Raw genomic sequence first — 22,004 nt, 5'->3', positions numbered from 1 at the left:
GATGGTGCATCCGGGAGGATTCGAACCTCCGACCGCTCGGTTCGTAGCCGAGTACTCTATCCAGCTGAGCTACGGATGCAAATGGCGGTGAGGCGGGGATTCGAACCCCGGATGCAGCTTTTGACCGCATACTCCCTTAGCAGGGGAGCGCCTTCAGCCTCTCGGCCACCTCACCACGCGCCTCTTACGAGTGCTTCGAAGAACTTGTTTCTGCTCATCGTCGCTGCGTGGCGCACATATTACTTTCTGGGACTTATAAGTCAAACAATTTTTCCCACGCTTTTATCGTTTGCACACTTCACGCTCAATTAGTCTGCAAAAACGGCAAAAAGGGTGTTTTATCAACAGATAAATCGGCGTGTTACACCGCCTGAGCGCAGGCAGAAAAACCGAATAACCAGGAAAGAGCCTGCCGGCACCGGAAGCGATACGGAAAAAGAGTGAAGAAAAATGAAAAAGAGAAAGGAAGCGAGGAGCAGGTTGCGCCTCATCGGAAGAGATGAGACGCGAAAACCTTAGTAACTGGACTGCTGGGATTTTTCAGCCTGGATACGCTGGTAGATCTCCTCACGATGGACAGAGACTTCTTTCGGGGCGTTTACGCCAATGCGCACCTGGTTGCCCTTTACCCCTAAAACTGTCACGGTGACCTCATCTCCAATCATGAGGGTCTCACCAACTCGACGAGTCAGAATCAGCATTCTTTGCTCCTTGAAAGATTAAAAGAGTCGGGTCTCTCTGTATCCCGGCATTATCCATCATATAACGCCAAAAAGTAAGCGATGACAAACACGTAAAGTGTAAGCAGTCACGGCATCACATTCTGTTAAACCTAAGTTTAGCCGATATACACAACTTCAACCTGACTTTATCGTTGTCAATAACGTTGATGCAAACGCCGCAGACCGGGGCCTGCGGCGTTAGATAACGCTTATAGTTATTACAGTTTTGCGCTAACCCAGCCTTTCACACTGGCTAACGCTGCTGGCAGAGCAGCCGCATCCGTACCACCGGCTTGCGCCATGTCTGGACGTCCGCCGCCCTTGCCGCCCACCTGCTGAGCGACCATGCCGACCAGCTCCCCTGCTTTCACGCGGTCGGTCACATCCTTCGACACGCCCGCAATCAGAGAAACCTTACCTTCCGCTACCGTTGCAAGAACGATAACGGTAGAACCCAGTTGATTTTTCAGATCATCAACCATCGTACGCAGCATTTTTGGCTCAACGCCCGCAAGCTCGCTAACCAGCAGCTTCACGCCGTTGATATCAACCGCTTTGCTGGAAAGGTTCGCACTTTCCTGCGCGGCAGCCTGTTCTTTCAACTGCTGCAACTCTTTTTCAAGCTGACGCGTACGTTCCAGTACAGAACGGACTTTTTCGCCCAGATTCTGGCTGTCGCCCTTCAGCAACTGTGCGATATCGCTTAAGCGATCGCTTTCAGCGTGCAGCGTAGCAATCGCGCCTTCGCCCGTAACCGCTTCAATACGACGAACGCCTGCCGCAGTACCGGATTCAGAAACAATGCGGAACAGACCGATATCCCCCGTACGGCTGGCGTGCGTACCGCCACACAGTTCGGTGGAGAAATCGCCCATGCTCAGCACACGAACGCGATCGTCATACTTCTCGCCAAACAGCGCCATCGCGCCTTTGGCTTTCGCCGCTTCAAGGTCCATGATGTTGGTTTCGACCGGCAGGTTGCGACGGATTTGCGCATTCACCAGATCTTCCACCGCACGGATTTCAGACGGTTTCATCGCTTCATTATGCGAGAAGTCGAAACGCAGGACTTTGTCGTTAACCAGCGAGCCTTTCTGCGCTACGTGCGTGCCCAGAATCTGGCGCAGCGCCGCGTGCATCAGGTGCGTCGCAGAGTGGTTCAGGCGAATACGCGCCCGGCGAGCTTCATCCACATCAGCCTGCACCGCATCGCCCACTTTCAGGGAACCGGTCGAAAGCGTACCGATATGTCCAATCGCCTGGCCATATTTTTGCGTATCGCTAACCGCAAACGCGAGTCCTGCGCCTTTCAGTTCGCCTTTATCGCCAACCTGGCCGCCGGATTCCGCATAGAACGGCGTCTGATCCAGCACGACAACGGCTTCCTGACCCGCGCTAATCGCATCTACCGCTTTACCATCCACAAACAGCGCGGTCACTTTACCGTTCAGTTCCAGATGGTCATAACCTTTAAATTCTGACGCGCCGTCAACGCGGATCATCGCGTTATAGTCTGCGCCAAAACCGCTGGCCTCACGCGCGCGACGACGCTGTTCTTCCATCGCGGCTTCAAATCCCGCTTCATCAACTTTGATGTTGCGCTCGCGGCAAACGTCCGCCGTCAGGTCAACCGGGAAGCCGTAGGTGTCATACAGACGGAAAGCGGTTTCGCCATCCAGCGTGTCGCCGGAAAGCTTCGCCAGCTCTTCGTCCAGCAGCGCCAGACCACGTTCCAGCGTACGGGCAAACTGCTCTTCTTCCGTTTTCAGAACCTGCTCAACCTGCGCCTGCTGGCGCTTCAGCTCTTCACCGGCAGAGCCCATAACGTCAATCAGCGGCCCAACCAGCTTGTAGAAGAAGGTCTCTTTCGCGCCCAGCATGTTGCCATGACGAACCGCACGACGAATGATACGGCGCAGCACATAGCCACGGTTTTCATTCGACGGAACCACGCCGTCGGCGATCAGGAAAGCGCAGGAACGGATGTGGTCGGCAATCACGCGCAGCGACTTGTTGCTCAGGTCGGTCGCGCCAGTCACCTTCGCAACGGCTTCAATCAACGTGCGGAACAGGTCAATTTCATAGTTGGAGTTAACGTGTTGCAACACAGCGGCAATACGCTCCAGACCCATACCGGTATCGACGGACGGTTTCGGCAGCGGTTCCATCGTACCGTCAGCCTGACGGTTGAACTGCATGAAGACGATGTTCCAGATCTCAATATAGCGATCGCCATCTTCTTCCGGGCTTCCCGGAGGGCCGCCCCAGATGTGATCGCCGTGGTCGTAGAAGATCTCGGTACATGGACCGCACGGCCCTGTATCGCCCATCTGCCAGAAGTTGTCGGACGCGTATGCCGCGCCTTTGTTATCACCAATTCGGATGATACGTTCGCGCGGAATGCCGACTTCTTTTTCCCAGATCTCGTAGGCTTCATCGTCAGTTTCATAGACGGTCACCCACAGACGCTCTTTTGGCAGGGCAAACCAGTTTTCACCGGTCAGCAGTTCCCACGCAAACTGAATCGCGTCGTGTTTGAAATAGTCGCCGAAGCTGAAGTTACCCAGCATTTCGAAGAAGGTGTGGTGACGTGCAGTGTAACCGACGTTTTCCAGATCGTTGTGTTTACCGCCCGCACGTACGCAACGCTGCGACGTGGTGGCGCGGGAATAATTACGCTTGTCGAGCCCAAGGAAAACATCCTTGAACTGGTTCATCCCGGCGTTGGTAAACAACAAAGTTGGGTCATTGTTTGGCACCAGGGAGCTGCTGGCAACTACCTGATGTCCCTTACTGTGGAAAAAATCGAGAAACGCCTGACGGATCTCAGCGGTGCTCTTGCTCATAATTATCCTGAAATCAAGCTAACGAAATATCATTACCCGCCTCAGCGCTCATATGCCCTGCCCGGCTGGCAATTGAAAAAAGTGGGAATAAGATAAGTTTTCTTTACGGGGAAGTAAAATCCCGTATGCAGTCAATCGTCAAAATTTCGCCATATCTCCTGAATATCCTCCATCAGATAGCCACGATAAAGCAGGAAACGCTGGACTTTGACCTTTTCCGAAAATGCGGCTGGTAAGGGTTCACCATATTTGCGGATCGCCTGTTCGCGAGCAAGACGCAACCACTCAATCTCGCATTCACGCATTGCGCGCTCAATCGCCTCACGCGCAATGCCTTTTTGATTCAGCTCCTGCCGAATACGTGCCGGGCCATAACCTTTACGGCTGCGGCTGGCGATAAAGCGCGAAACAAAACGATGATCATCAAGGTAGTTGTGCTCATGGCACCAGGCGATAACCCGTTCATAGTCTTCCGGCGCCGCATCGATCTCTTCCGGCCCGTTTTTTCCCATAACCGGTGCGGAGAGTTTACGCCGCAGTTCCTGTTCACTGTGATCGCGTACCGCCAGAATACGTACCGCGCGATCCAGCAGACGGTTATATGCGGGGCGTCGCGGTGTGGATTCACTCATAACAAACCTTCGGAAAAAGAAATGCAAAAAGGGCCGCAAGATATGCAGCCCTTCAAAGTATAAGCCCGATAAGGCGCCAGAGCGCCGCCACCGGGCAATGCAACGATTAGAAATCTTCGTTGGTTTCTTTCACACCTTCACCGTTGTCATCAACGGAGAAGTCTGGCGTCGAGTCCTGATTGCTCAGCAGCAGCTCACGCACTTTTTTCTCGATCTCTTTGGCGGTCGCCGGGTTCTCTTTCAGCCAGGTAGTGGCATTCGCTTTACCCTGACCGATTTTCTCGCCGTTATAGCTGTACCATGCACCGGCTTTCTCGATCAGCTTCTCTTTCACGCCCAGGTCAACCAGTTCGCCATAGAAGTTGATGCCTTCGCCGTAGAGGATCTGGAACTCAGCCTGTTTAAACGGCGCGGCGATTTTGTTCTTCACAACCTTCACGCGGGTTTCGCTACCCACGACGTTTTCGCCCTCTTTCACTGCGCCGATACGGCGGATATCCAGACGAACGGACGCGTAGAATTTCAGCGCGTTACCCCCGGTAGTGGTTTCCGGGTTGCCGAACATGACGCCAATTTTCATACGGATCTGGTTGATGAAGATCAGCAGGGTGTTGGACTGTTTCAGGTTACCGGCCAGCTTACGCATCGCCTGGCTCATCATACGCGCCGCGAGGCCCATATGAGAGTCGCCGATTTCACCTTCGATTTCCGCTTTCGGCGTCAACGCCGCCACGGAGTCAACAACGATAACGTCTACAGCGCCTGAACGCGCCAGCGCATCACAGATTTCCAACGCCTGCTCGCCGGTGTCCGGCTGGGAGCACAGCAGGTTGTCGATATCGACGCCCAGTTTGCGGGCATAGATAGGGTCCAGCGCATGTTCGGCGTCGATAAACGCACAGGTTTTGCCTTCACGCTGTGCAGCGGCAATCACCTGAAGCGTCAGGGTGGTTTTACCGGAGGATTCCGGCCCGTAGATTTCTACGATACGCCCCATCGGCAGGCCACCCGCGCCCAGCGCGATATCCAGAGAAAGCGAACCGGTGGAGATGGTTTCCACATCCATGGAACGGTCTTCACCCAGGCGCATGATGGAGCCTTTACCGAATTGTTTTTCGATCTGGCCCAGCGCTGCCGCCAACGCTTTCTGTTTGTTTTCGTCGATAGCCATTAACTACTCCTGTCATGAGCCGGGGTCCGCTTGCGCTTGTACCGGATAGTGAATTCTGTACTGTTAGGTGCGATTATACTGTACAGTCATACAGTATCAAGTGTTTTGTAGAAATTGTTGCCAGAGCGTTTTGAGCGCATATTCCGTCGCCTGGCGACGTACGCTGTCACGGTCGCCGCTAAAGCACTCCCGGCGGGTGATCCCCTCGCCCTGCGCGGTTGCGAAACCAAACCAGACAGTGCCGACGGGCTTCACGTCGCTGCCGCCGTCCGGCCCGGCAATACCGCTGATAGAAACGGCATAATCCGCGCGGGCCGCTCTGAGCGCACCAATCGCCATCTCAATCACCACCGGTTCGCTGACCGCGCCGTGCTGCTCAAGCGTCGGTTCGCGCACGCCAATCATTTGCGCTTTCGCTTCATTACTGTAGGTAACAAAACCGCGTTCAAACCAGGCGGAACTCCCGGCGATATCGGTAATCACTTTCGCTACCCAACCGCCCGTGCAGGACTCCGCTGTCGTTAGCGTTGCGCCGCGCTGTTTCAGCGCCAGCCCTACCACTTCGCTTAACTGCATCAATTCATGGTCAGTCATCATCGCTTAAGGCTCCTGAAAAACGTGCAGCACAAGATAGCACTTTCTGAGCAGATATGGGGACGAGGTGCGGATTTTACGAGGAGGCTTCAGAAAAAGCCGATGCGAAGGCATCGGCCGATCGTACGGTTATTTCATACTGTTGGCGATAGTCTCAACATTGTGGCGAAACGCTTTTACGTAGCTATCCGCCACGCCGCCTTTTGCCGACAAGGCTTCAGGATACAGCTCGCCGCCCGGCTGCGCGCCCGTCGCGCTGGCGATCTGTTTTACCAGACGCGGATCGAGCTGATTCTCCATAAACCAGGTGTTCACCCCATCCGCTTTAATCTGCTTAATGAGCGCGGCGACCTGCGCGGCAGAGGCTTCACTTTCCGACGACAGCCCCTGCGGCGCCAAAAACTCAACGCCGTAGGCACGACCGAAATAACCGAAGGCGTCGTGGCTGGTCAGCACCTTGCGTTTCTCCTGCGGGATCTGGCTAAAGCGCGCTTTCGCCCACGCGTCCAGTTCAGTCAGCTGTGCGATATAAGGTTTGCCGGAAGCCTCCAGCACGGCTTTATCCTGCGGGTCGGCGTTGACCAGCCCGGAAAGAATATTCTGCGCATACAGCGCGCCGTTCGCTGCGCTATTCCAGGCATGCGGATCGGTGACGGTTTCGCCGTCTTCATCCAGCGTATGCGTCTTCACCCCGTCGGAAGCCACCACCAGCGTACCTTTGAAACCGGAGGCTTTTACCAGCCGGTCAAGCCACCCCTCCAGCCCCAGCCCGTTCACTACCACCACATCCGCTTTGCTCAACGCCGCGCTGTCTTTCGGCGAAGGCTCAAAGGTATGCGGATCGCCATCCGGCCCAACCAGCGTAGTGACGTTGACATTCTTGCCGCCGACCTCCTGGGTGATGTCGCCGAGAATAGAAAAACTCGTCACCACATTCAGCGTTTTCGCCAGCGCGCCTTGCGTCATCAACCCCAACGCGAGCGCAATCATTACCCCTGTACGTTTCATCTTTTCCCCTTGCATTAAAAAAGCGCGCGCAGGCTGTCAGCCAGCCTGCTGCACGTGCCGAATAAAATGGAAATAAAGAACAGCGCGCTGGCGGTCAGTACAATCGACGGCCCGGCGGGTAAACTCACCGCCCAGGAAAGGCTTAGCCCCAGCCATGCACAGACGACACCGCTGCCGCCGGCAAGCAATAACAGCCCCGGTAACGTGCGCGCCCAGCAGCGTGCCGCAACGGCAGGAAGCATCATCAGCCCCACCGCCATCAGCGTGCCGAGTACCTGAAAGCCAGCCACCAGATTCAACACCAGCAACGAGAGAAACAGCCCGTGCAGCAGCGAAGGCAGCCAGCGCGCGTTAACCTGCAACCATGCGGTATCAAACGCTTCACTCACCAGACCACGATAGAAAATCGCCAGCATGATCAATGTGAATGCGCATACCCCCGCCACGAACAGCGCGGAATCGCGATCGACCGCCAGAATGGAACCAAACAGAAGATGCAGCAGATCGACATTTGACCCGCGCAGCGACACCAGCGTAACCCCCAGCGCCAGCGATCCCAGGTAGAACCCGGCGAAGCTGGCGTCTTCTTTTAGCGGCGTACGGCGACTCACCATTCCCGCCACCAGCGCTACCGTAATCCCGGCGATAAACCCGCCGATGCTCATTGCCAGCAATGACATTCCACTGAGCAGATAGCCCACCGCCACGCCGGGCAGCACCGCATGCGACAACGCGTCCCCCATCAGGCTCATACGTCGCAGCAGTAAAAAGACGCCAAGCGCCGTCGTGCTGACCGAAAGCGCCAGACAGACCACCAGCGCCCGCCGCATAAAGCCGTATTCAATAAACGGCTGAAAGAAGATATGCCAGATCATGCCACTCTCACCCGCTCGGTCATCCAGTGAGACACGTCCGTATCCAGCCGTAACGTCTGCGGAAAATAGCGCGCCACTCGTTCGCTGTCGTGCAGCACCGCCAGCACCGTTTGCCCTCGCTGATACATCTCCAGCATCAGCCCCATCAGTACGTTGCAGGTCTCCTCATCCACGCCGGTAAAGGGTTCATCCAGCATGACCAGCGGCGCTTCCTGCACCAGCACACGGGCAAACAGCATGCGTTGAAACTGACCGCCAGAGAGTTCATCAATGGTCATCGTCGCCATTGCCTCCAGCCCCACGCGCTCAATAGCGTGGGCGACACGCAGACGGGTTTTGCGCTGAAATCCCCCCAGCAGGGAAATAGCAGGCCAGCACCCCATGCTCACCACGTCCTGAACGGTAAGCGGAAACTGCGTCTCCAGCGCGTGACGTTGCGCCAGCCAGCCAATTACCGGGCGGCGTCCGCGCCAGCGAAATGCGCCGCTCACCGGAGGAAGAAAACCGGCCAGCGTTTTCAGCAGCGTTGATTTGCCGCAGCCGTTAGCGCCGATAATCGCCGTCATGCTGCCGCGTTCCAGCGTGCCGGTCAGCGGCGACGTGACCGGCTGTCGCTCGTAACCAGCCACCAGTTGATTCAGGATAATCATGGCAATGCCACCGCCCAGCGCACGGCCAGTCCGATACACAAAACAAGCGCGATAGCCATCAACAGGCGAGTCAGAGCCGAAAGAGAGAAGAGTGAAGCAGACATATTCGCACCACAACAAAATGTTATAACATAACAATAATGAAATACGATGCGGATGTAAATTGCCAGGAAAAAAGGGAGTGTGGCGAAATGTTTCAGATGTGAAATAGCGCAACAGCGGCGCTGCACGCTCCCCTTTCTCTCAGGGAAAAGGGAGCGTAATCCAGACCGGGTAAGCGTAGCCCCCGGAAAACACACCGCGGCTACTGACTAAACGGCGACGCCGCAGGTACACGCGCCAGCGCGACGGCCTGACCAAGCTGCCAGACCGCCATCGCATAGTGAGTGCTGTGGTTATAGCGCGTGATGGCATAGAAGTTCGGCAACCCGTACCAGTACTGATAGCCCGTACCCACATCCAGGCGCAGCAGGCTGGCCTGCTGATGATTGCCCAGCGACTGCTGCGGCGTCAGCCCGGCGGCCGCAAGCTGAGAAATGCTGTACTGAGTTTTAAAGCCGTTCGCCAGCCCCGGCGCCTGACCGTTGGCCGGAACGGCGACCACATCGCCTTTCACCCAACCGTGGGCTTTGAAATAGTTCGCCACGCTGCCGATGGCATCAACCGGGTCCCACAGGTTGATGTGCCCGTCGCCGTTAAAGTCCACCGCGTACTGCTTATAGGACGATGGCATAAACTGTCCGTACCCCATCGCACCGGCAAAAGACCCTTTCAGATCCAGCGGGTCGTCCTGTTCATCACGCGCCATCAGCAGGAACGTTTCCAGCTCGCCGGAGAAATACTCCGCCCGACGCGGATAGTTAAACGACAGCGTCGCCAGCGCATCCAGAATTCGCGTTTTACCCATGATGCGGCCCCAGCGGGTTTCCACGCCAATAATGCCGACGATAATCTCCGGCGGGACGCCATAAACCTGCCATGCACGGTTCAACGCATCCTCATACTGATTCCAGAACGCCACGCCGTTTTGCACATTGTCCGGGGTAATAAACTGCTTACGATAGCGCAACCATGCGCCATTCGGCCCCGCTGGCGGTTGCGTGGTCGGCGCCTGTCTGTCCATCAGTCGCAGAACGTAGTCCAGGCGCTTCGCCTGCGACAGGATCTCCTGCAACTGCTGGCGATTAAAACCGTGCTTGTTCACCATCTTCTCAATGAACTGCTGCGCGTTCGGATTATTGGCGAAATCACCGCCCATCACCATGACATTGTGCTGCGGCTCAAGCAGGAAACCGCCGGACGGCGCTCCCGTTGTCGTTTGAATTTCTGAAGACTGTGGTTTGCTGCTACAGGCAGCAAGCAACGCAAAGAGAGGAAGTAGTGCAACATAACGACGCTTGAACATGAGACATCCATTAAACAGATTCAGCCAGGGGGAAGTATGGTAAAGCATCCCGCTTCGCACAAGGAAGCGCTCTTCACAGAATACGCACTATTCTCCCGTAACATCCCTGCTTTTTTTCTCCGCAACAAACGCAAACTTTCACTTTAAAATATTTATCTTTCATTTTGAGATCAAAATAACACTTTTAAATCTTTCGATCTGATTAAAATAACTCACCAATTGGCAAGATAACAACAAACCCTACAGGAGAGAACAATGATCGAAACCATTACACATGGTGCGGAGTGGTTTATCGGGCTGTTCCAGAAAGGCGGAGAGGTGTTCACCAGTATGGTGACCGGTATCCTTCCGCTCTTGATAAGCCTGCTGGTCATCATGAATGCCTTAATAAACTTCATTGGCCAGCAGCGTATTGAACGTTTTGCCCAGCGCTGCGCCGGGAACCCGTTATCCCGTTACCTGCTGTTGCCGTGCATCGGTACGTTTGTGTTTTGTAACCCGATGACGCTGAGTCTGGGCCGCTTTATGCCAGAAAAATACAAGCCCAGTTACTACGCGGCGGCTTCCTACAGCTGCCACTCGATGAACGGACTGTTCCCGCACATCAACCCCGGCGAGCTGTTTGTTTACCTGGGCATCGCCAGCGGCCTGACGACACTCGGCCTCCCGCTTGGCCCGCTCGCCGTCAGCTATCTGCTGGTCGGTCTGGTCACCAACTTCTTCCGTGGCTGGGTGACTGACCTCACCACATCCATCTTTGAGAAAAAAATGGGCATTCAACTTGAGCAGAAAGTCCACCTAGCTGGAGCAACATCATGACGCGTATTCGTATTGAGAAAGGCACCGGCGGCTGGGGCGGCCCGCTTGAACTGGATGCAACCCCCGGAAAGAAAATCGTCTACATCACCGCCGGGACGCGTCCGGGGATTGTCGACAAACTGGCGCAACTAACAGGCTGGCAGGCGGTGGATGGCTTTAAAGAGGGCGAACCGCCTGAGGAAGAGATCGGCGCGGCGATCATCGACTGCGGCGGCACGCTACGCTGCGGGATTTATCCGAAGCGGCGCATTCCAACCATCAACATCCACTCTACCGGGAAGTCGGGGCCGCTGGCGCAATACATCATGGAAGATATTTACGTCTCCGGGGTGAAAGAAGAGAACATCACGCTGAGCGGCGAGGCGCCTGCAAACGCGCAGCCTGTCGCCTCGCCTGCGGGCCGCGATTACGACGCCAGCAAAAAAATCACCGAACAGAGCGATGGCCTCTTGGCGAAAGTCGGTATGGGGATGGGCTCAGCGGTAGCGGTGCTGTTCCAGTCCGGGCGCGACACCATCGATACGGTGCTGAAAACCATTCTGCCGTTTATGGCGTTCGTCTCGGCGCTGATCGGCATCATTATGGCCTCCGGTCTCGGCGACTGGATCGCTCACGGCCTGGCGCCGCTTGCCAGCCATCCGCTGGGGCTGGTCACGCTGGCGCTCATCTGTTCATTCCCGCTGCTGTCGCCCTTCCTCGGCCCTGGCGCGGTGATCGCCCAGGTTATCGGGGTGCTGATTGGCGTGCAGATTGGTCTGGGTAATATCCCTCCCCATCTGGCGCTGCCCGCGCTGTTCGCGATTAACGCTCAGGCCGCGTGCGACTTTATTCCGGTCGGTTTATCGCTGGCGGAGGCCCGCCAGGACACCGTTCGCGTCGGCGTGCCTTCCGTGCTGGTGAGCCGCTTCCTGACCGGCGCGCCTACCGTTCTCATCGCCTGGTTTGTTTCCGGCTTTATTTATCAATAAGAGGTTCAGAGATGACCGTGATTTACCAGACCACCATCACCCGTATCGGCGAGAGCGCACCGGACGCGCTCTGCGACAGGATGCTGATTACCTTTCGTGAAGGCGCGCCGGCGGATATCGAAGCGTTTTGCTTTATCCACTGCCACGGCGAGCTGAACGGCACGCTGCAACCCGGCGCACAGTTTCAGCTGGGTGAGCATCGCTATCCGGTGACTGCTGTGGGCAGCGTGGCCGAGCAGAATCTGCGTGAACTGGGGCATATCACCCTGCGCTTCGACGGGCTGAACGAGGCGGAATTTCCCGGCACCGTACACGTTGCGGGGCCAGTACCGGACGACATCGCGCCGGGCTGTATTTTGAAGTTTGTGGCTTAAAGGTTTAAGGAGAGAAAAATGAATCAGGTTGCCGTTGTCATTGGTGGAGGCCAGACCCTGGGGGCCTTCCTCTGCCGTGGGCTTGCAGAGGTTGGTTATCGCGTCGCCGTTGTCGATATTCAGAGTGATAAAGCCGCAAATGTGGCGCAGGAGATTAACGCCGCGTTTGGCGAAGGCATGGCGTACGGTTTTGGCGCCGATGCCACCAGCGAGCAGAGCGTTCTGGCGCTCTCTCGCGGAGTCGATGAAATTTTTGGCCGGGTTGATCTGCTGGTCTACAGCGCGGGCATCGCCAAAGCGGCGTTTATCAGCGATTTTCAACTCGGCGATTTCGACCGCTCGCTACAGGTGAATCTGGTGGGGTATTTCCTTTGCGCTCGCGAATTCTCCCGCCTGATGATCCGCGACGGCATTCAGGGACGCATTATCCAGATCAACTCCAAGTCCGGGAAAGTGGGCAGTAAACACAACTCCGGCTATAGCGCGGCGAAGTTCGGCGGCGTGGGCTTAACCCAGTCGCTGGCGCTGGATCTGGCAGAATACGGCATTACCGTGCATTCGCTGATGCTTGGCAACCTGCTGAAATCACCGATGTTCCAGTCGCTGCTGCCGCAATACGCCGCCAAGCTTGGCATCAAGCCGGACGAAGTGGAGCAGTATTACATCGACAAAGTTCCGTTAAAACGCGGCTGCGATTATCAGGACGTACTGGACATGCTGCTGTTTTACGCCAGCGCGAAGGCGTCGTACTGCACCGGACAGTCCATCAATGTAACCGGCGGTCAGGTGATGTTTTAAGAGGTATGATTGCCCGGTGGCGCTGCGCTTACCGGGCCTACGAATATTATGTAGGCCGGATAAGGCACAGCCGCCATCCGGCAAAATCAAAGGAGCGCATTATGGTTTCCGCACTGATCACCGTCGCCGTTATCGCCTGGTGTGCGCAACTGGCGCTGGGCGGCTGGCAAATCTCCCGCTTTAACCGGGCGTTTGACAAACTTTGCCAACGAGGGCGAGTGGGCGTCGGGCGCTCCGGCGGACGCTTTAAACCGCGAGTGGTGGTCGCCATCGCTCTGGATGACCAGCAGCGCGTTACGGATACCTTATTCATGAAAGGTCTCACCGTCTTTGCCCGACCGGTTAAAATTCCCGCAATACAGGGCAAACATCTTGATGAATTACAGCCTGATGTGATCTTTCCCCATGATTCGCTCTCACAGAATGCACTATCATTAGCGCTTAAACTGAAACATGGGTAATTTCGTTGTGAATGCTAATTGCTTGCGAAATTATCATTTCACAACTTATACATCAGTCAGGGTAATTACGCCTATGAAACCACGTCAGCGTCAGGCTGCTATTCTGGAGCATCTGCAAAAGCAGGGAAAATGCTCGGTTGAGGAGTTGGCCCAGTACTTTGACACCACGGGCACCACCATTCGCAAAGACTTGGTCATTCTGGAAAATGCCGGAACCGTTATTCGCACGTATGGCGGCGTGGTGTTGAATAAAGATGAATCCGACCCGCCTATCGATCACAAAACGCTGATCAACACCCATAAAAAGGCGTTGATCGCACAAGCGGCTGTCCAGTTTATCCACGATGGCGACTCCATCATCCTTGATGCCGGAAGCACCGTGTTGCAGATGGTGCCGATGCTTACCCGCTTTAGCAATATCACCGTCATGACCAACAGCCTGCACATTGTTAACGCCCTTTCGGAGCTGGACAACGAGCAGACCATCCTGATGCCCGGCGGCACATTCCGCAAAAAATCTGCGTCATTTCACGGTCAGCTGGCAGAAAACGCCTTTGAGCAGTTCAGTTTTGATAAACTGTTCATGGGCACCGACGGCATCGATCTCAATGCCGGAGTGACCACCTTTAATGAGGTCTATACCGTCAGCAAAGCGATGTGCAATGCCGCACGCGAAGTGATTCTGATGGCGGACTCCTCAAAATTTGGGCGTAAAAGCCCCAACGTTGTGTGCAGTCTGGAAAGCGTCGACAAACTGGTTACCGACGCGGGTATCGACCCCGCGTTTCGTCAGGCGCTGGAAGCAAAAGGGATTGAAGTGATCATAACCGGAGAAACCAATGAGTGATGCATTACTGAACGCGGGTCGCCAGACATTACTGCTGGAGTTACAGGAAGCAAGCCGTCTGCCGGAACGCCTGGGCGATGATTTTGTCCGTGCCGCCAATACGATCCTCCACTGCGAAGGCAAAGTGATTGTCTCCGGTATTGGCAAGTCAGGCCATATCGGCAAAAAAATCGCCGCTACTCTCGCCAGTACAGGTACGCCCGCGTTCTTTGTCCACCCGGCAGAAGCGTTACATGGCGATCTCGGCATGATCGAAAGCCGGGATGTGATGCTGTTCATCTCCTATTCCGGCGGTGCGAAAGAGCTGGATCTCATTATTCCGCGCCTGGAAGATAAATCGATAACCCTGCTGGCAATGACCGGAAAGCCGACCTCCCCGCTGGGTCTGGCGGCAAAGGCTGTGCTGGATATCTCCGTTGAGCGCGAAGCCTGCCCGATGCACCTGGCGCCGACCTCCAGCACCGTCAACACCCTGATGATGGGCGACGCGCTGGCTATGGCGGTGATGCAGGCGCGCGGTTTCAATGAAGAGGATTTCGCCCGTTCACACCCTGCCGGGGCGCTGGGCGCGCGTCTGCTCAACAAAGTCCATCACCTGATGCGCCGTGACGATGCGGTGCCGCAGGTTCAGCTCACCACCAGCGTGATGGACGCCATGCTGGAGCTGAGCCGTACCGGGTTAGGTCTGGTTGCGGTATGCGACGCGCAGCGCGTTGTAAAAGGCGTCTTTACCGACGGCGACCTGCGCCGCTGGCTGGTTGGCGGCGGCACGCTGGCTACGCCGGTCAGCGAAGCGATGACCCACAACGGCATTACGTTGCAGGAGCAGAGCCGCGCCATCGATGCCAAAGAACTTCTGATGAAGCGCAAGATCACCGCCGCGCCGGTGGTGGATGAAAACGGTAAACTCACCGGCGCAATCAACCTGCAAGACTTCTACCAGGCAGGCATCATCTAACTTTTCAGCCCCAGACGCTTCGCCAGCCGATGCAGGTTGGCGACGTCTGTCTCCAGCGCCCGCGCGCAGGCGGCCCAGTTGTGGTTATTTTGCGCTAACGCACGGCGAATCATCTCCCGCTGGAAAGCCTCGGTCGCGTCGCGCAAATTGTGATTTGCCGGTAGCGTCGGCGTACTGTCGTCAGGCAGGGCGGGAGAAACCTCCTCCTGTAAGGCAAAATGCTGCGCTTCCAGCACCACCTCATCCCCCGCCCGGGTCGCTCTTGCCAGAACCACCGCACGGTGGATCGCATGTTCCAGTTCGCGAACGTTTCCCGGCCAGCCATAGCTCAGCAGATGGCTACGCGCCCCCGGACTCAGCACCACGCGGGAAAGCCCCAGCCGCAGGCGGCACTGTTCGCAAAAATACCCGGCCAGCAAGACCACATCCTCACCACGCTCACGCAGCGGCGGCACGGAGAGCGGGAACACGCTCAAACGGTGGAACAGGTCGGAGCGAAAACGCCCGGCCAGCACCTCTTCGCGTAAGTCGCGGTTAGTCGCCGCCAGCACGCGCACGTCAACGCGCAGGCTGCGATCGTCCCCGACGCGTTGAATATCGCCATACTGCAAAACGCGCAGCAGTTTCGCCTGCAACGCCAGCGACAGCTCGCCGATCTCATCAAGAAACAGCGTGCCGTTATCGGCCATTTCGAACTTACCGCTACGGTTGCTGATTGCCCCGGTAAACGCCCCTTTGACGTGGCCGAAAAGCTCGCTCTCCGCCACGCTTTCCGGCAGCGCGGCGCAGTTCAGATACACCAGCGGGTTCACCGCCCGTGGCGAGCCTTCGTGAATCGCTTTCGCCACCAGCTCTTTCCCGGTTCCCGTTTCGCCGCTGATCAGCACGTTGAGATCCGACCCCGCCACAATCTCAATCTCTTTTTTCAACTGCATCATATTTGGCGACAGGCCGATCATCTGCGTTTCTTTCACCTGTTCGAAAGAGGCGGAAGATCCCGGCAACATATTCTGGCTTTCTAATTGCTCAATAAGCAGCGCATTGCTCAGCGCCCCCGCCGCCAGCGCTGCGATGAGCCGCAGTTCTTCATCGCTGAAAACATCAAACTGATCGGGTTCCATGCCGTCAAGCGTGAGTGCGCCAATCAGGGTTTGCCCGGCGAACAGCGGCAGCCCGATACAGGCGTGTACCTTCAGGCTCTCCTGATCCGGGATCAGTCCGTCATACGGGTCCGGCAGGTCGCTGTCGGCCGGAAAACGCACCACATCCCCGGCACGGGCAATGGCTTCCAGTCGCGGGTGCCCTTCCAGAGTGAAGCGCCTGCCCAGTACATCCTGCGCCAGACCGTCGATCGCCAGCGGAATAAACTGCCGCCCCTCATAGCGCAGCAGCGCCGACGCATCGCACTCCAGCACCTGACGCAGCGTGGTGATCAGGCGCTGAAAGCGGTCCTGATGCCCGATACCACTTTGTAATTCAATGGCGATACCCGCCAGGACATCAACTGAAAAGCTCATGGCTACCTCATTGTCATTTTGACAATCAATAGTGTCATATTGACAATTAATTGAATAGTCTTTTTGACTACCATTTTATGAGTATAATTTTTTAATTATTGTAAATCAATAAGTTAAAAAGTTGGCACGCATCCTGCTATTAGCAATACATCTTTCTTAAAAAAACTGTATTTACTGAGGTTGCTATGTCTATTCTGGTTAAAAATAACATTCATTGGGTTGGCCAACGTGACTGGGAAGTTCGTGATTTTCACGGGACCGAATATAAAACGCTGCGCGGCAGCAGCTACAACAGCTATCTCATCCGTGAAGAAAAAAATGTTCTGATCGATACCGTAGATCATAAATTCAGCCGCGAATTCGTGCAAAACCTGCGTAGCGAAATCGACCTGGCCGACATTGATTACATCATTATTAACCATGCGGAAGAAGACCACGCGGGCGCGCTGACCGAACTGATGGCGCAAATCCCGGATACGCCGATCTACTGCACCGCAAACGCCATTGACTCCATTACCGGTCACCACCATCACCCGGAATGGAACTTTAACGTCGTAAAAACAGGCGACACGCTGGATATCGGCAACGGCAAGCAGCTGATTTTTGTTGAAACCCCGATGCTGCACTGGCCGGACAGCATGATGACCTACATGACGGGCGACGCGGTACTGTTCAGTAACGACGCCTTCGGTCAGCACTACTGTGACGAACGTCTGTTCAACGATGAAGTCGATCAGACCGAGCTGTTCGAGCAGTGCCAGCGTTACTACGCCAACATCCTGACGCCGTTCAGCCGTCTGGTCACGCCAAAAATCACCGAAATCCTCGGCTTCAACCTGCCGGTAGATATGATTGCCACCTCCCACGGCGTGGTATGGCGCGACAACCCAACCCAGATCGTTGAACTGTATCTGAAATGGGCGGCGGATTATCAGGAAGATCGCATCACCATTTTCTACGACACCATGTCCAACAACACCCGCATGATGGCCGACGCGATTGCGCAAGGCATCAACGAAGTTGACCCGAACGTGGCGGTGAAAATCTTTAACGTCGCACGCAGCGATAAAAACGAAATTCTGACCAACGTGTTCCGTTCCAAAGGCGTGCTGGTCGGTACTTCTACGATGAACAACGTGATGATGCCGAAAATCGCCGGTCTCGTTGAAGAGATGACTGGCCTGCGCTTTCGTAACAAACGCGCCAGCGCCTTCGGTTCCCACGGCTGGAGCGGCGGCGCGGTAGACCGTCTGTCCACCCGTCTGCAAGATGCCGGTTTCGAGATGTCACTGAGTCTGAAAGCGAAATGGCGTCCTGATATTGATGCCCTGGAACTTTGCCGCCAGCACGGCCGCGATATTGCCCGTCAGTGGGCGCTCGCTCCGCTGCCGGAAACAAATGTGAAAGCGACAACCCAGGAAGAAGAGTGCGCCTGTGCCGCCGCCGCTGCGGCTGACCTCGGCCCAAGCATGCAGTGCAGCGTGTGCCAGTGGATTTACGACCCTGCAAAAGGTGAGCCGTTGCAGGATGTCGCGCCGGGTACGCCGTGGAGCAACGTACCGGATAACTTCCTGTGCCCGGAATGTTCATTAGGTAAAGACGTCTTTGATGTGTTGGCAACGGAGGCAAAATGAGCCGGGGAATTGTCATTATTGGTTCGGGCTTCGCCGCCCGCCAGTTAGTCAAAAACATCCGTAAACAGGACGCGACCGTAGCGCTGACCCTGATTGCCGCTGACAGTATGGACGAGTACAACAAACCCGACCTCAGTCACGTCATCAGCCAGGCGCAGCGCGCCGACGACCTCACCCGCCAGTCGGCGGGGGAGTTTGCCGAACAGTTTAATCTGCGTCTGTTCCCACACACCTGGATTACAGACATTGATGCCGACGCCCATGTGGTAAAAAGCCAGGACAAGCAATGGCAGTTCGACAAACTGGTACTGGCGACAGGGGCATCAGCCTTTGTTCCGCCGGTTGCCGGACGTGAGTTAATGCTCACACTGAACAGCCAACAGGAGTATCGCGCCTGTGAAACGCAACTGCGTGACGCACAGCGCGTACTGATTGTCGGCGGCGGTCTGATTGGTAGCGAACTGGCAATGGATTTCTGCCGTGCGGGTAAAGCCGTCACGCTGATTGACAATGCCGCCAGCATTCTGGCCTCGCTGATGCCGCCGGAAGTGAGCAGCCGTTTGCAGCATCGTCTGACCGATATGGGCGTACATCTGCTGCTGAAATCGCAGTTGCAGGGTCTGGAGAAAACCGCTACCGGTATTCGCGCCACGCTGGATCGCGATCGTCAGGTAGAGGTGGATGCGGTCATCGCCGCGACCGGCCTGCGCCCGGAAACCGCGCTGGCGCGCCGTGCCGGGTTGACCATCAACCGTGGCGTCTGCGTTGACAGCTATCTGCAAACCAGCCACCCGGATATTTATGCGCTGGGAGACTGCGCGGAAATTAACGGCCAGGTTCTGCCTTTCCTGCAACCGATTCAGTTAAGCGCCATGTATCTGGCGAAAAATCTGCTCGGCGGGAACGCGCCGCTGAAGCTGCCCGCCATGCTGGTGAAAATCAAAACGCCGGAATTGCCGTTACATCTTGCAGGCGAAACCCAGCGTTGCGACCTGAACTGGCACATTGCGGCGGAGTCCGAAGGGATGGTCGCCCGAGGCATGAATACCGAAGGTCAGCTTTGCGCCTTTGTGGTGAGCGAAGACCGCATGAAGGAGGCCTTTGCGCTGCTGAAAACGCTGCCCGCGTAAGTTCATTGTGCCGGATGGCGGCTGGCCTGCAAATCATGACGCCGTAGGCCTGATAAGCGCAGCGCCATCAGGCAATGTTCGAACATCTTTGCCGGACGGCGGCGTAAACGCCTGATCCGGCCTACGGGAAGCGCCTGTTTGTACGTCGCCATCCGGCGATACTGCCACTGATTTATTAACCTCACGCACACGGAAGTGCGCTGCTGCTTGTCGGTATGCCCCGACACGTTTCGCCCCGCCAGTCCCGGGGCTTTTTTTTATTTTTGCGCCAGCTCGCGCGCTGCGGCGATCGCTCCCTGCCCTAACGACACTCCCCCATCCCCGGCCGGTAAACGCTGTGGGAACAGTAAGGTAAAATCAGCAAGACAGAACGCCAGACGCCTGCACAGCAAGCGGTTATGCAGCACGCCGCCGCCGAATACCAGCGTGGTGATCCCGCGTGCGGTCGCTTCCTGGCGCAGCAGCGCGGCGAACCCATGCGCCAGCGCGTCGTGAAAGGCCCACGCCCGCTCCTCGGGAGCAGCCTGCCAGTTCAGCCACTGCCGCCAGAACGTGGCTAAATCCAGCTGGTTGTTTTTAACCGGCATCGTCACCGGATGTTCAACGCGATTGCATCGCGAAGCCAGCGCCTCCAGCGCACAGGCCGCTTCTCCTTCATAACTGAGTGTGTCAGGCGCGCAGCCTGATGCGGCGGCGACGGCATCGAACAGGCGTCCACACGACGACGCCAGCGGGGCGTTAATTCCGCGCTCAATGGCCCGCGCCAGCACGTTCCACTGCTGTTGTTGCAGCGCAGCCGTTTCTGGATAGTCCCGCCAGTCAGGAACAAAGCGCAGACACTGCGCCAGCAGGTTGCGCCAGGGCTGCTTCGCGGCGAGATCGCCGCCCGCCAGCGCGACGGCGGGCAGGCCGCCAAGATGCTCGCATTCACGGTAATTAACGCGTAAACACTCCCCGCCCCACAGCGCGCCGCCCTCTCCCATACCGATGCCGTCGAGCGTCAGGGCAATCACATCGCCGCCGTTCAACGGCCAGCCGTGCTCGACCATGCATGCCGCCGCATGCGCATGGTGGTGCAATACCGTTTCGGTCGGAAGCGTCATCTCGCTGGCCCACTGGCTGGAAACGTAGCCCGGATGCGCGTCGCAGACAACGCGTTGCGGCGTAAAATCGTAAATGTTCTGAATCAAACGCAGCGCGTCACGCCACTGCGTTTGAATGCCGTCATCGCTGAGATCCCCCAGATGCTGGCTTACCACCGCCTGCTCGCCGCGCACCAGACAGAAGGTATTTTTCAGATCGGCGCCCAGACAAAGCATCGGCGGCACATCGCGAAATCCCGGCGGCAGCGCGATCGCATCCGGCACATAGCCCCGCGAACGGCGTAGCATTTCGCCGCTGTCACGCACGACCGAGTCATCCATTCGCTGCACGATATCGCGGTTGTGCAACAGAAAACCGTCGGCGATCGCCTTCAGGTCGTCCAGCGCCTGTTGGTTAGTGATGGCTGGCGGTTTACCGCTAAGGTTGCCGGAGGTCATCACCAGCGGACAATTCAGCGCCTGTAAAAGCAGATGCTGGAGCGGATTCGCGGGCAGCATTACCCCCACTTCCGCCAGCCCCGGCGCGATCCCCTCGCACAGCGACGCGACATGCTGTTTATCCACCAGCACGATGGGGGCGGCTGGCGTAGTCAGCAGTCGGCGCGCCGCATCCGGCAAGCCTTCCGCATCCGGCAACATTACCGCCAGCGGTTTCGCAGGGCGGCGTTTACGCACCCGCAGCATCGCCACCGCCTCATCGTTTTGCGCATCGCAGGCCAGATGAAAGCCGCCAATACCTTTGATGGCGACAATTCCCCCCGCTTTTAACATCGCGACGGCAGCCTGTAGCGCGGCGTCTTTTTCCGCCCGAGCGCTGCCAGAGCGCCACGCCAGATGCGGGCCGCAGGCCGGGCAGGCAACAGGCTGGGCGTGGAAACGGCGGTCGTACGGATCGCGGTATTCCGTCGCACACTTCCTGCACAACGGAAACGATGCCATCACGGTAAACGGACGGTCGTAAGGCATCGCACGAATGATCGTAAAACGCGGGCCGCAGTGGGTGCAGTTGATAAAAGGGTAACGGTAGCGCCGCTCGCCGGGCGTATTCATTTCGGCGAGACAGGCCGGGCATGTGGCCGCATCGGGCACAATTTGCGTATTCATCGTTCCGCCCGCGCTCTGGCGGATGGAGAAATCGGCAGGCAGTTGAGACCAGGCAAACGGCTCGCTCTCGACGCTGTCAATACGGGCCAGCGGCGGGCAATGTTGATGTAACTGCACAATAAACTCCGCCGGATCTTCCTGTAAGCGCACAACCACACCGTCACCGTCGTTACACACGTCGCCATGCAGTTGTAACCGCTGCGCCAGTTGCCAGACAAAAGGCCGAAAACCAACGCCCTGCACCTTGCCACGAATACGCAACTGTACGCCGGAGTGGTTGTTTATTGTCATGAAGTCGTTCCCGCAGTCATCTATCCCGGTTTGCCTGATGGCGCTACGCTTATCAGGCCTACGGGGATACGAACAGTAGGCCGGATAAGGCAAGGTC

20 protein-coding genes and 2 tRNA genes are annotated in these 22,004 nt (G+C 56.8%); 9 read left to right on the top strand and 13 right to left on the bottom strand.

The genetic code is table 11. The features are described from left to right. Positions 1-2 precede the first annotated feature (2 nt). The 11 genes from OGX84_RS22730 to mltB all read right to left on the bottom strand — a co-directional run bounded on the left by OGX84_RS22730 (position 3) and on the right by mltB (position 9,903). A tRNA-Arg gene (locus OGX84_RS22730) sits at positions 3-79 on the bottom strand. A gap of 3 nt (positions 80-82) precedes the next feature. Further along, positions 83-175, bottom strand: a tRNA-Ser gene (locus OGX84_RS22725). A 340-nt stretch (positions 176-515) separates the two neighbouring features. Continuing rightward, on the bottom strand, positions 516-701 hold the full coding sequence (csrA, locus tag OGX84_RS22720) for a carbon storage regulator CsrA (protein ID WP_000906486.1): 186 nt from the start codon (positions 699-701) through the stop codon (positions 516-518). Between the two features lie 239 nt (positions 702-940). Beyond that, entirely contained in the window at positions 941-3,568 is a 2,628-nt protein-coding gene (gene alaS / locus OGX84_RS22715) for an alanine--tRNA ligase (protein ID WP_112001676.1), read from the bottom strand. 131 nt (positions 3,569-3,699) lie between these two features. Then, the gene (gene recX / locus OGX84_RS22710) at positions 3,700-4,200 is read right to left on the bottom strand and encodes a recombination regulator RecX (protein WP_024130885.1); all 501 of its coding nucleotides are present in this window, start codon (positions 4,198-4,200) and stop codon (positions 3,700-3,702) included. A 106-nt stretch (positions 4,201-4,306) separates the two neighbouring features. Continuing rightward, positions 4,307-5,371, bottom strand: a complete 1,065-nt coding sequence (gene recA / locus OGX84_RS22705) for a recombinase RecA (RefSeq protein ID WP_110493905.1) — start codon at positions 5,369-5,371, stop codon at positions 4,307-4,309. 96 nt (positions 5,372-5,467) lie between these two features. Continuing rightward, complete coding sequence (pncC, locus tag OGX84_RS22700; RefSeq protein WP_024130886.1) at positions 5,468-5,965, bottom strand: nicotinamide-nucleotide amidase; 498 nt, start codon at positions 5,963-5,965, stop codon at positions 5,468-5,470. Positions 5,966-6,094: 129 nt separating this feature from the next. Continuing rightward, entirely contained in the window at positions 6,095-6,973 is an 879-nt protein-coding gene (locus OGX84_RS22695; protein ID WP_058668002.1) for a metal ABC transporter substrate-binding protein, read from the bottom strand. A 14-nt stretch (positions 6,974-6,987) separates the two neighbouring features. Continuing rightward, complete coding sequence (locus OGX84_RS22690; RefSeq protein WP_286458429.1) at positions 6,988-7,848, bottom strand: metal ABC transporter permease; 861 nt, start codon at positions 7,846-7,848, stop codon at positions 6,988-6,990. Beyond that, positions 7,845-8,498, bottom strand: coding sequence for a metal ABC transporter ATP-binding protein (locus OGX84_RS22685; protein WP_071257943.1), 654 nt, complete (start codon positions 8,496-8,498; stop codon positions 7,845-7,847). Before OGX84_RS22685 ends, OGX84_RS22690 begins: the two co-directional genes overlap by 4 nt. Positions 8,499-8,802: 304 nt before the next feature. After that, positions 8,803-9,903, bottom strand: coding sequence for a lytic murein transglycosylase B (gene mltB / locus OGX84_RS22680; RefSeq protein WP_104868275.1), 1,101 nt, complete (start codon positions 9,901-9,903; stop codon positions 8,803-8,805). Between the two features lie 255 nt (positions 9,904-10,158). On the opposite strand from mltB, the gene srlA reads away from it, so the two are divergent. The 7 genes from srlA (at position 10,159) to gutQ (ending at position 15,128) form a co-directional block, all read left to right on the top strand. After that, the gene (srlA, locus tag OGX84_RS22675) at positions 10,159-10,722 is read left to right on the top strand and encodes a PTS glucitol/sorbitol transporter subunit IIC (protein WP_012134812.1); all 564 of its coding nucleotides are present in this window, start codon (positions 10,159-10,161) and stop codon (positions 10,720-10,722) included. Further along, positions 10,719-11,690 carry a PTS glucitol/sorbitol transporter subunit IIB gene (srlE, locus tag OGX84_RS22670; protein ID WP_012134813.1) on the top strand — a complete coding sequence of 324 codons (972 nt, stop codon included), beginning with the start codon at positions 10,719-10,721 and terminating at the stop codon, positions 11,688-11,690. Before srlA ends, srlE begins: the two co-directional genes overlap by 4 nt. An 11-nt stretch (positions 11,691-11,701) precedes the next feature. Next, a complete protein-coding gene (gene srlB / locus OGX84_RS22665; RefSeq protein WP_012134814.1) occupies positions 11,702-12,064 on the top strand; it encodes a PTS glucitol/sorbitol transporter subunit IIA in 363 nt (120 codons plus the stop codon). 18 nt (positions 12,065-12,082) lie between these two features. Next, complete coding sequence (gene srlD, locus OGX84_RS22660) at positions 12,083-12,862, top strand: sorbitol-6-phosphate dehydrogenase (protein ID WP_012134815.1); 780 nt, start codon at positions 12,083-12,085, stop codon at positions 12,860-12,862. Between the two features lie 101 nt (positions 12,863-12,963). Beyond that, complete coding sequence (gutM, locus tag OGX84_RS22655) at positions 12,964-13,323, top strand: transcriptional regulator GutM (RefSeq protein WP_012134816.1); 360 nt, start codon at positions 12,964-12,966, stop codon at positions 13,321-13,323. Between the two features lie 73 nt (positions 13,324-13,396). Further along, positions 13,397-14,170: a glucitol operon DNA-binding transcriptional repressor SrlR gene (gene srlR, locus OGX84_RS22650; RefSeq protein ID WP_012134817.1), complete on the top strand. Its 774-nt coding sequence runs from the start codon at positions 13,397-13,399 to the stop codon at positions 14,168-14,170. Continuing rightward, positions 14,163-15,128, top strand: coding sequence for an arabinose-5-phosphate isomerase GutQ (gene gutQ / locus OGX84_RS22645; protein WP_012134818.1), 966 nt, complete (start codon positions 14,163-14,165; stop codon positions 15,126-15,128). Before srlR ends, gutQ begins: the two co-directional genes overlap by 8 nt. On the opposite strand, the gene norR is transcribed toward gutQ, so the two are convergent. Continuing rightward, positions 15,125-16,645, bottom strand: coding sequence for a nitric oxide reductase transcriptional regulator NorR (norR, locus tag OGX84_RS22640; RefSeq protein ID WP_214143797.1), 1,521 nt, complete (start codon positions 16,643-16,645; stop codon positions 15,125-15,127). The two genes, gutQ and norR, sit on opposite strands and share 4 nt — an antisense overlap. A 185-nt stretch (positions 16,646-16,830) precedes the next feature. Between norR and norV the strand changes: the two genes are divergently transcribed. Both norV and norW read left to right on the top strand, forming a co-directional pair. Continuing rightward, on the top strand, positions 16,831-18,279 hold the full coding sequence (norV, locus tag OGX84_RS22635; protein ID WP_214143798.1) for an anaerobic nitric oxide reductase flavorubredoxin: 1,449 nt from the start codon (positions 16,831-16,833) through the stop codon (positions 18,277-18,279). Continuing rightward, a complete protein-coding gene (norW, locus tag OGX84_RS22630; protein ID WP_071257938.1) occupies positions 18,276-19,409 on the top strand; it encodes an NADH:flavorubredoxin reductase NorW in 1,134 nt (377 codons plus the stop codon). The genes norV and norW overlap by 4 nt, the downstream gene beginning before the upstream one ends. Positions 19,410-19,666: 257 nt before the next feature. Here the strand turns inward: norW and hypF are convergent, their stop codons facing one another. After that, positions 19,667-21,907, bottom strand: coding sequence for a carbamoyltransferase HypF (gene hypF / locus OGX84_RS22625; RefSeq protein WP_214143799.1), 2,241 nt, complete (start codon positions 21,905-21,907; stop codon positions 19,667-19,669). Between the last annotated feature and the right edge of the window lie 97 nt (positions 21,908-22,004).

Origin of the sequence: Citrobacter sp. CK202 (genome assembly GCF_030333225.1) — a bacterium.
GTDB lineage: Bacteria > Pseudomonadota > Gammaproteobacteria > Enterobacterales > Enterobacteriaceae > Citrobacter_B > Citrobacter_B koseri.
This window is presented reverse-complemented; position numbering and strand designations above follow the sequence as displayed.

What these genes read in the sequence shown, in the direction of transcription:
- recA (WP_110493905.1), bottom strand. Translation starts at nt 5,371, where the DNA reads ATGGCTATCGACGAAAACAAACAGAAAGCGTTGGCGGCAGCGCTGGGC.
- srlA (WP_012134812.1), top strand. Translation starts at nt 10,159, where the DNA reads ATGATCGAAACCATTACACATGGTGCGGAGTGGTTTATCGGGCTGTTC.
- OGX84_RS22685 (WP_071257943.1), bottom strand. Translation starts at nt 8,498, where the DNA reads ATGATTATCCTGAATCAACTGGTGGCTGGTTACGAGCGACAGCCGGTC.
- norV (WP_214143798.1), top strand. Translation starts at nt 16,831, where the DNA reads ATGTCTATTCTGGTTAAAAATAACATTCATTGGGTTGGCCAACGTGAC.
- hypF (WP_214143799.1), bottom strand. Translation starts at nt 21,907, where the DNA reads ATGACAATAAACAACCACTCCGGCGTACAGTTGCGTATTCGTGGCAAG.
- pncC (WP_024130886.1), bottom strand. Translation starts at nt 5,965, where the DNA reads ATGACTGACCATGAATTGATGCAGTTAAGCGAAGTGGTAGGGCTGGCG.
- OGX84_RS22695 (WP_058668002.1), bottom strand. Translation starts at nt 6,973, where the DNA reads ATGAAACGTACAGGGGTAATGATTGCGCTCGCGTTGGGGTTGATGACG.
- srlD (WP_012134815.1), top strand. Translation starts at nt 12,083, where the DNA reads ATGAATCAGGTTGCCGTTGTCATTGGTGGAGGCCAGACCCTGGGGGCC.
- alaS (WP_112001676.1), bottom strand. Translation starts at nt 3,568, where the DNA reads ATGAGCAAGAGCACCGCTGAGATCCGTCAGGCGTTTCTCGATTTTTTC.
- norR (WP_214143797.1), bottom strand. Translation starts at nt 16,645, where the DNA reads ATGAGCTTTTCAGTTGATGTCCTGGCGGGTATCGCCATTGAATTACAA.
- srlB (WP_012134814.1), top strand. Translation starts at nt 11,702, where the DNA reads ATGACCGTGATTTACCAGACCACCATCACCCGTATCGGCGAGAGCGCA.
- srlR (WP_012134817.1), top strand. Translation starts at nt 13,397, where the DNA reads ATGAAACCACGTCAGCGTCAGGCTGCTATTCTGGAGCATCTGCAAAAG.
- norW (WP_071257938.1), top strand. Translation starts at nt 18,276, where the DNA reads ATGAGCCGGGGAATTGTCATTATTGGTTCGGGCTTCGCCGCCCGCCAG.
- gutM (WP_012134816.1), top strand. Translation starts at nt 12,964, where the DNA reads ATGGTTTCCGCACTGATCACCGTCGCCGTTATCGCCTGGTGTGCGCAA.
- srlE (WP_012134813.1), top strand. Translation starts at nt 10,719, where the DNA reads ATGACGCGTATTCGTATTGAGAAAGGCACCGGCGGCTGGGGCGGCCCG.
- recX (WP_024130885.1), bottom strand. Translation starts at nt 4,200, where the DNA reads ATGAGTGAATCCACACCGCGACGCCCCGCATATAACCGTCTGCTGGAT.
- OGX84_RS22690 (WP_286458429.1), bottom strand. Translation starts at nt 7,848, where the DNA reads ATGATCTGGCATATCTTCTTTCAGCCGTTTATTGAATACGGCTTTATG.
- csrA (WP_000906486.1), bottom strand. Translation starts at nt 701, where the DNA reads ATGCTGATTCTGACTCGTCGAGTTGGTGAGACCCTCATGATTGGAGAT.
- gutQ (WP_012134818.1), top strand. Translation starts at nt 14,163, where the DNA reads ATGAGTGATGCATTACTGAACGCGGGTCGCCAGACATTACTGCTGGAG.
- mltB (WP_104868275.1), bottom strand. Translation starts at nt 9,903, where the DNA reads ATGTTCAAGCGTCGTTATGTTGCACTACTTCCTCTCTTTGCGTTGCTT.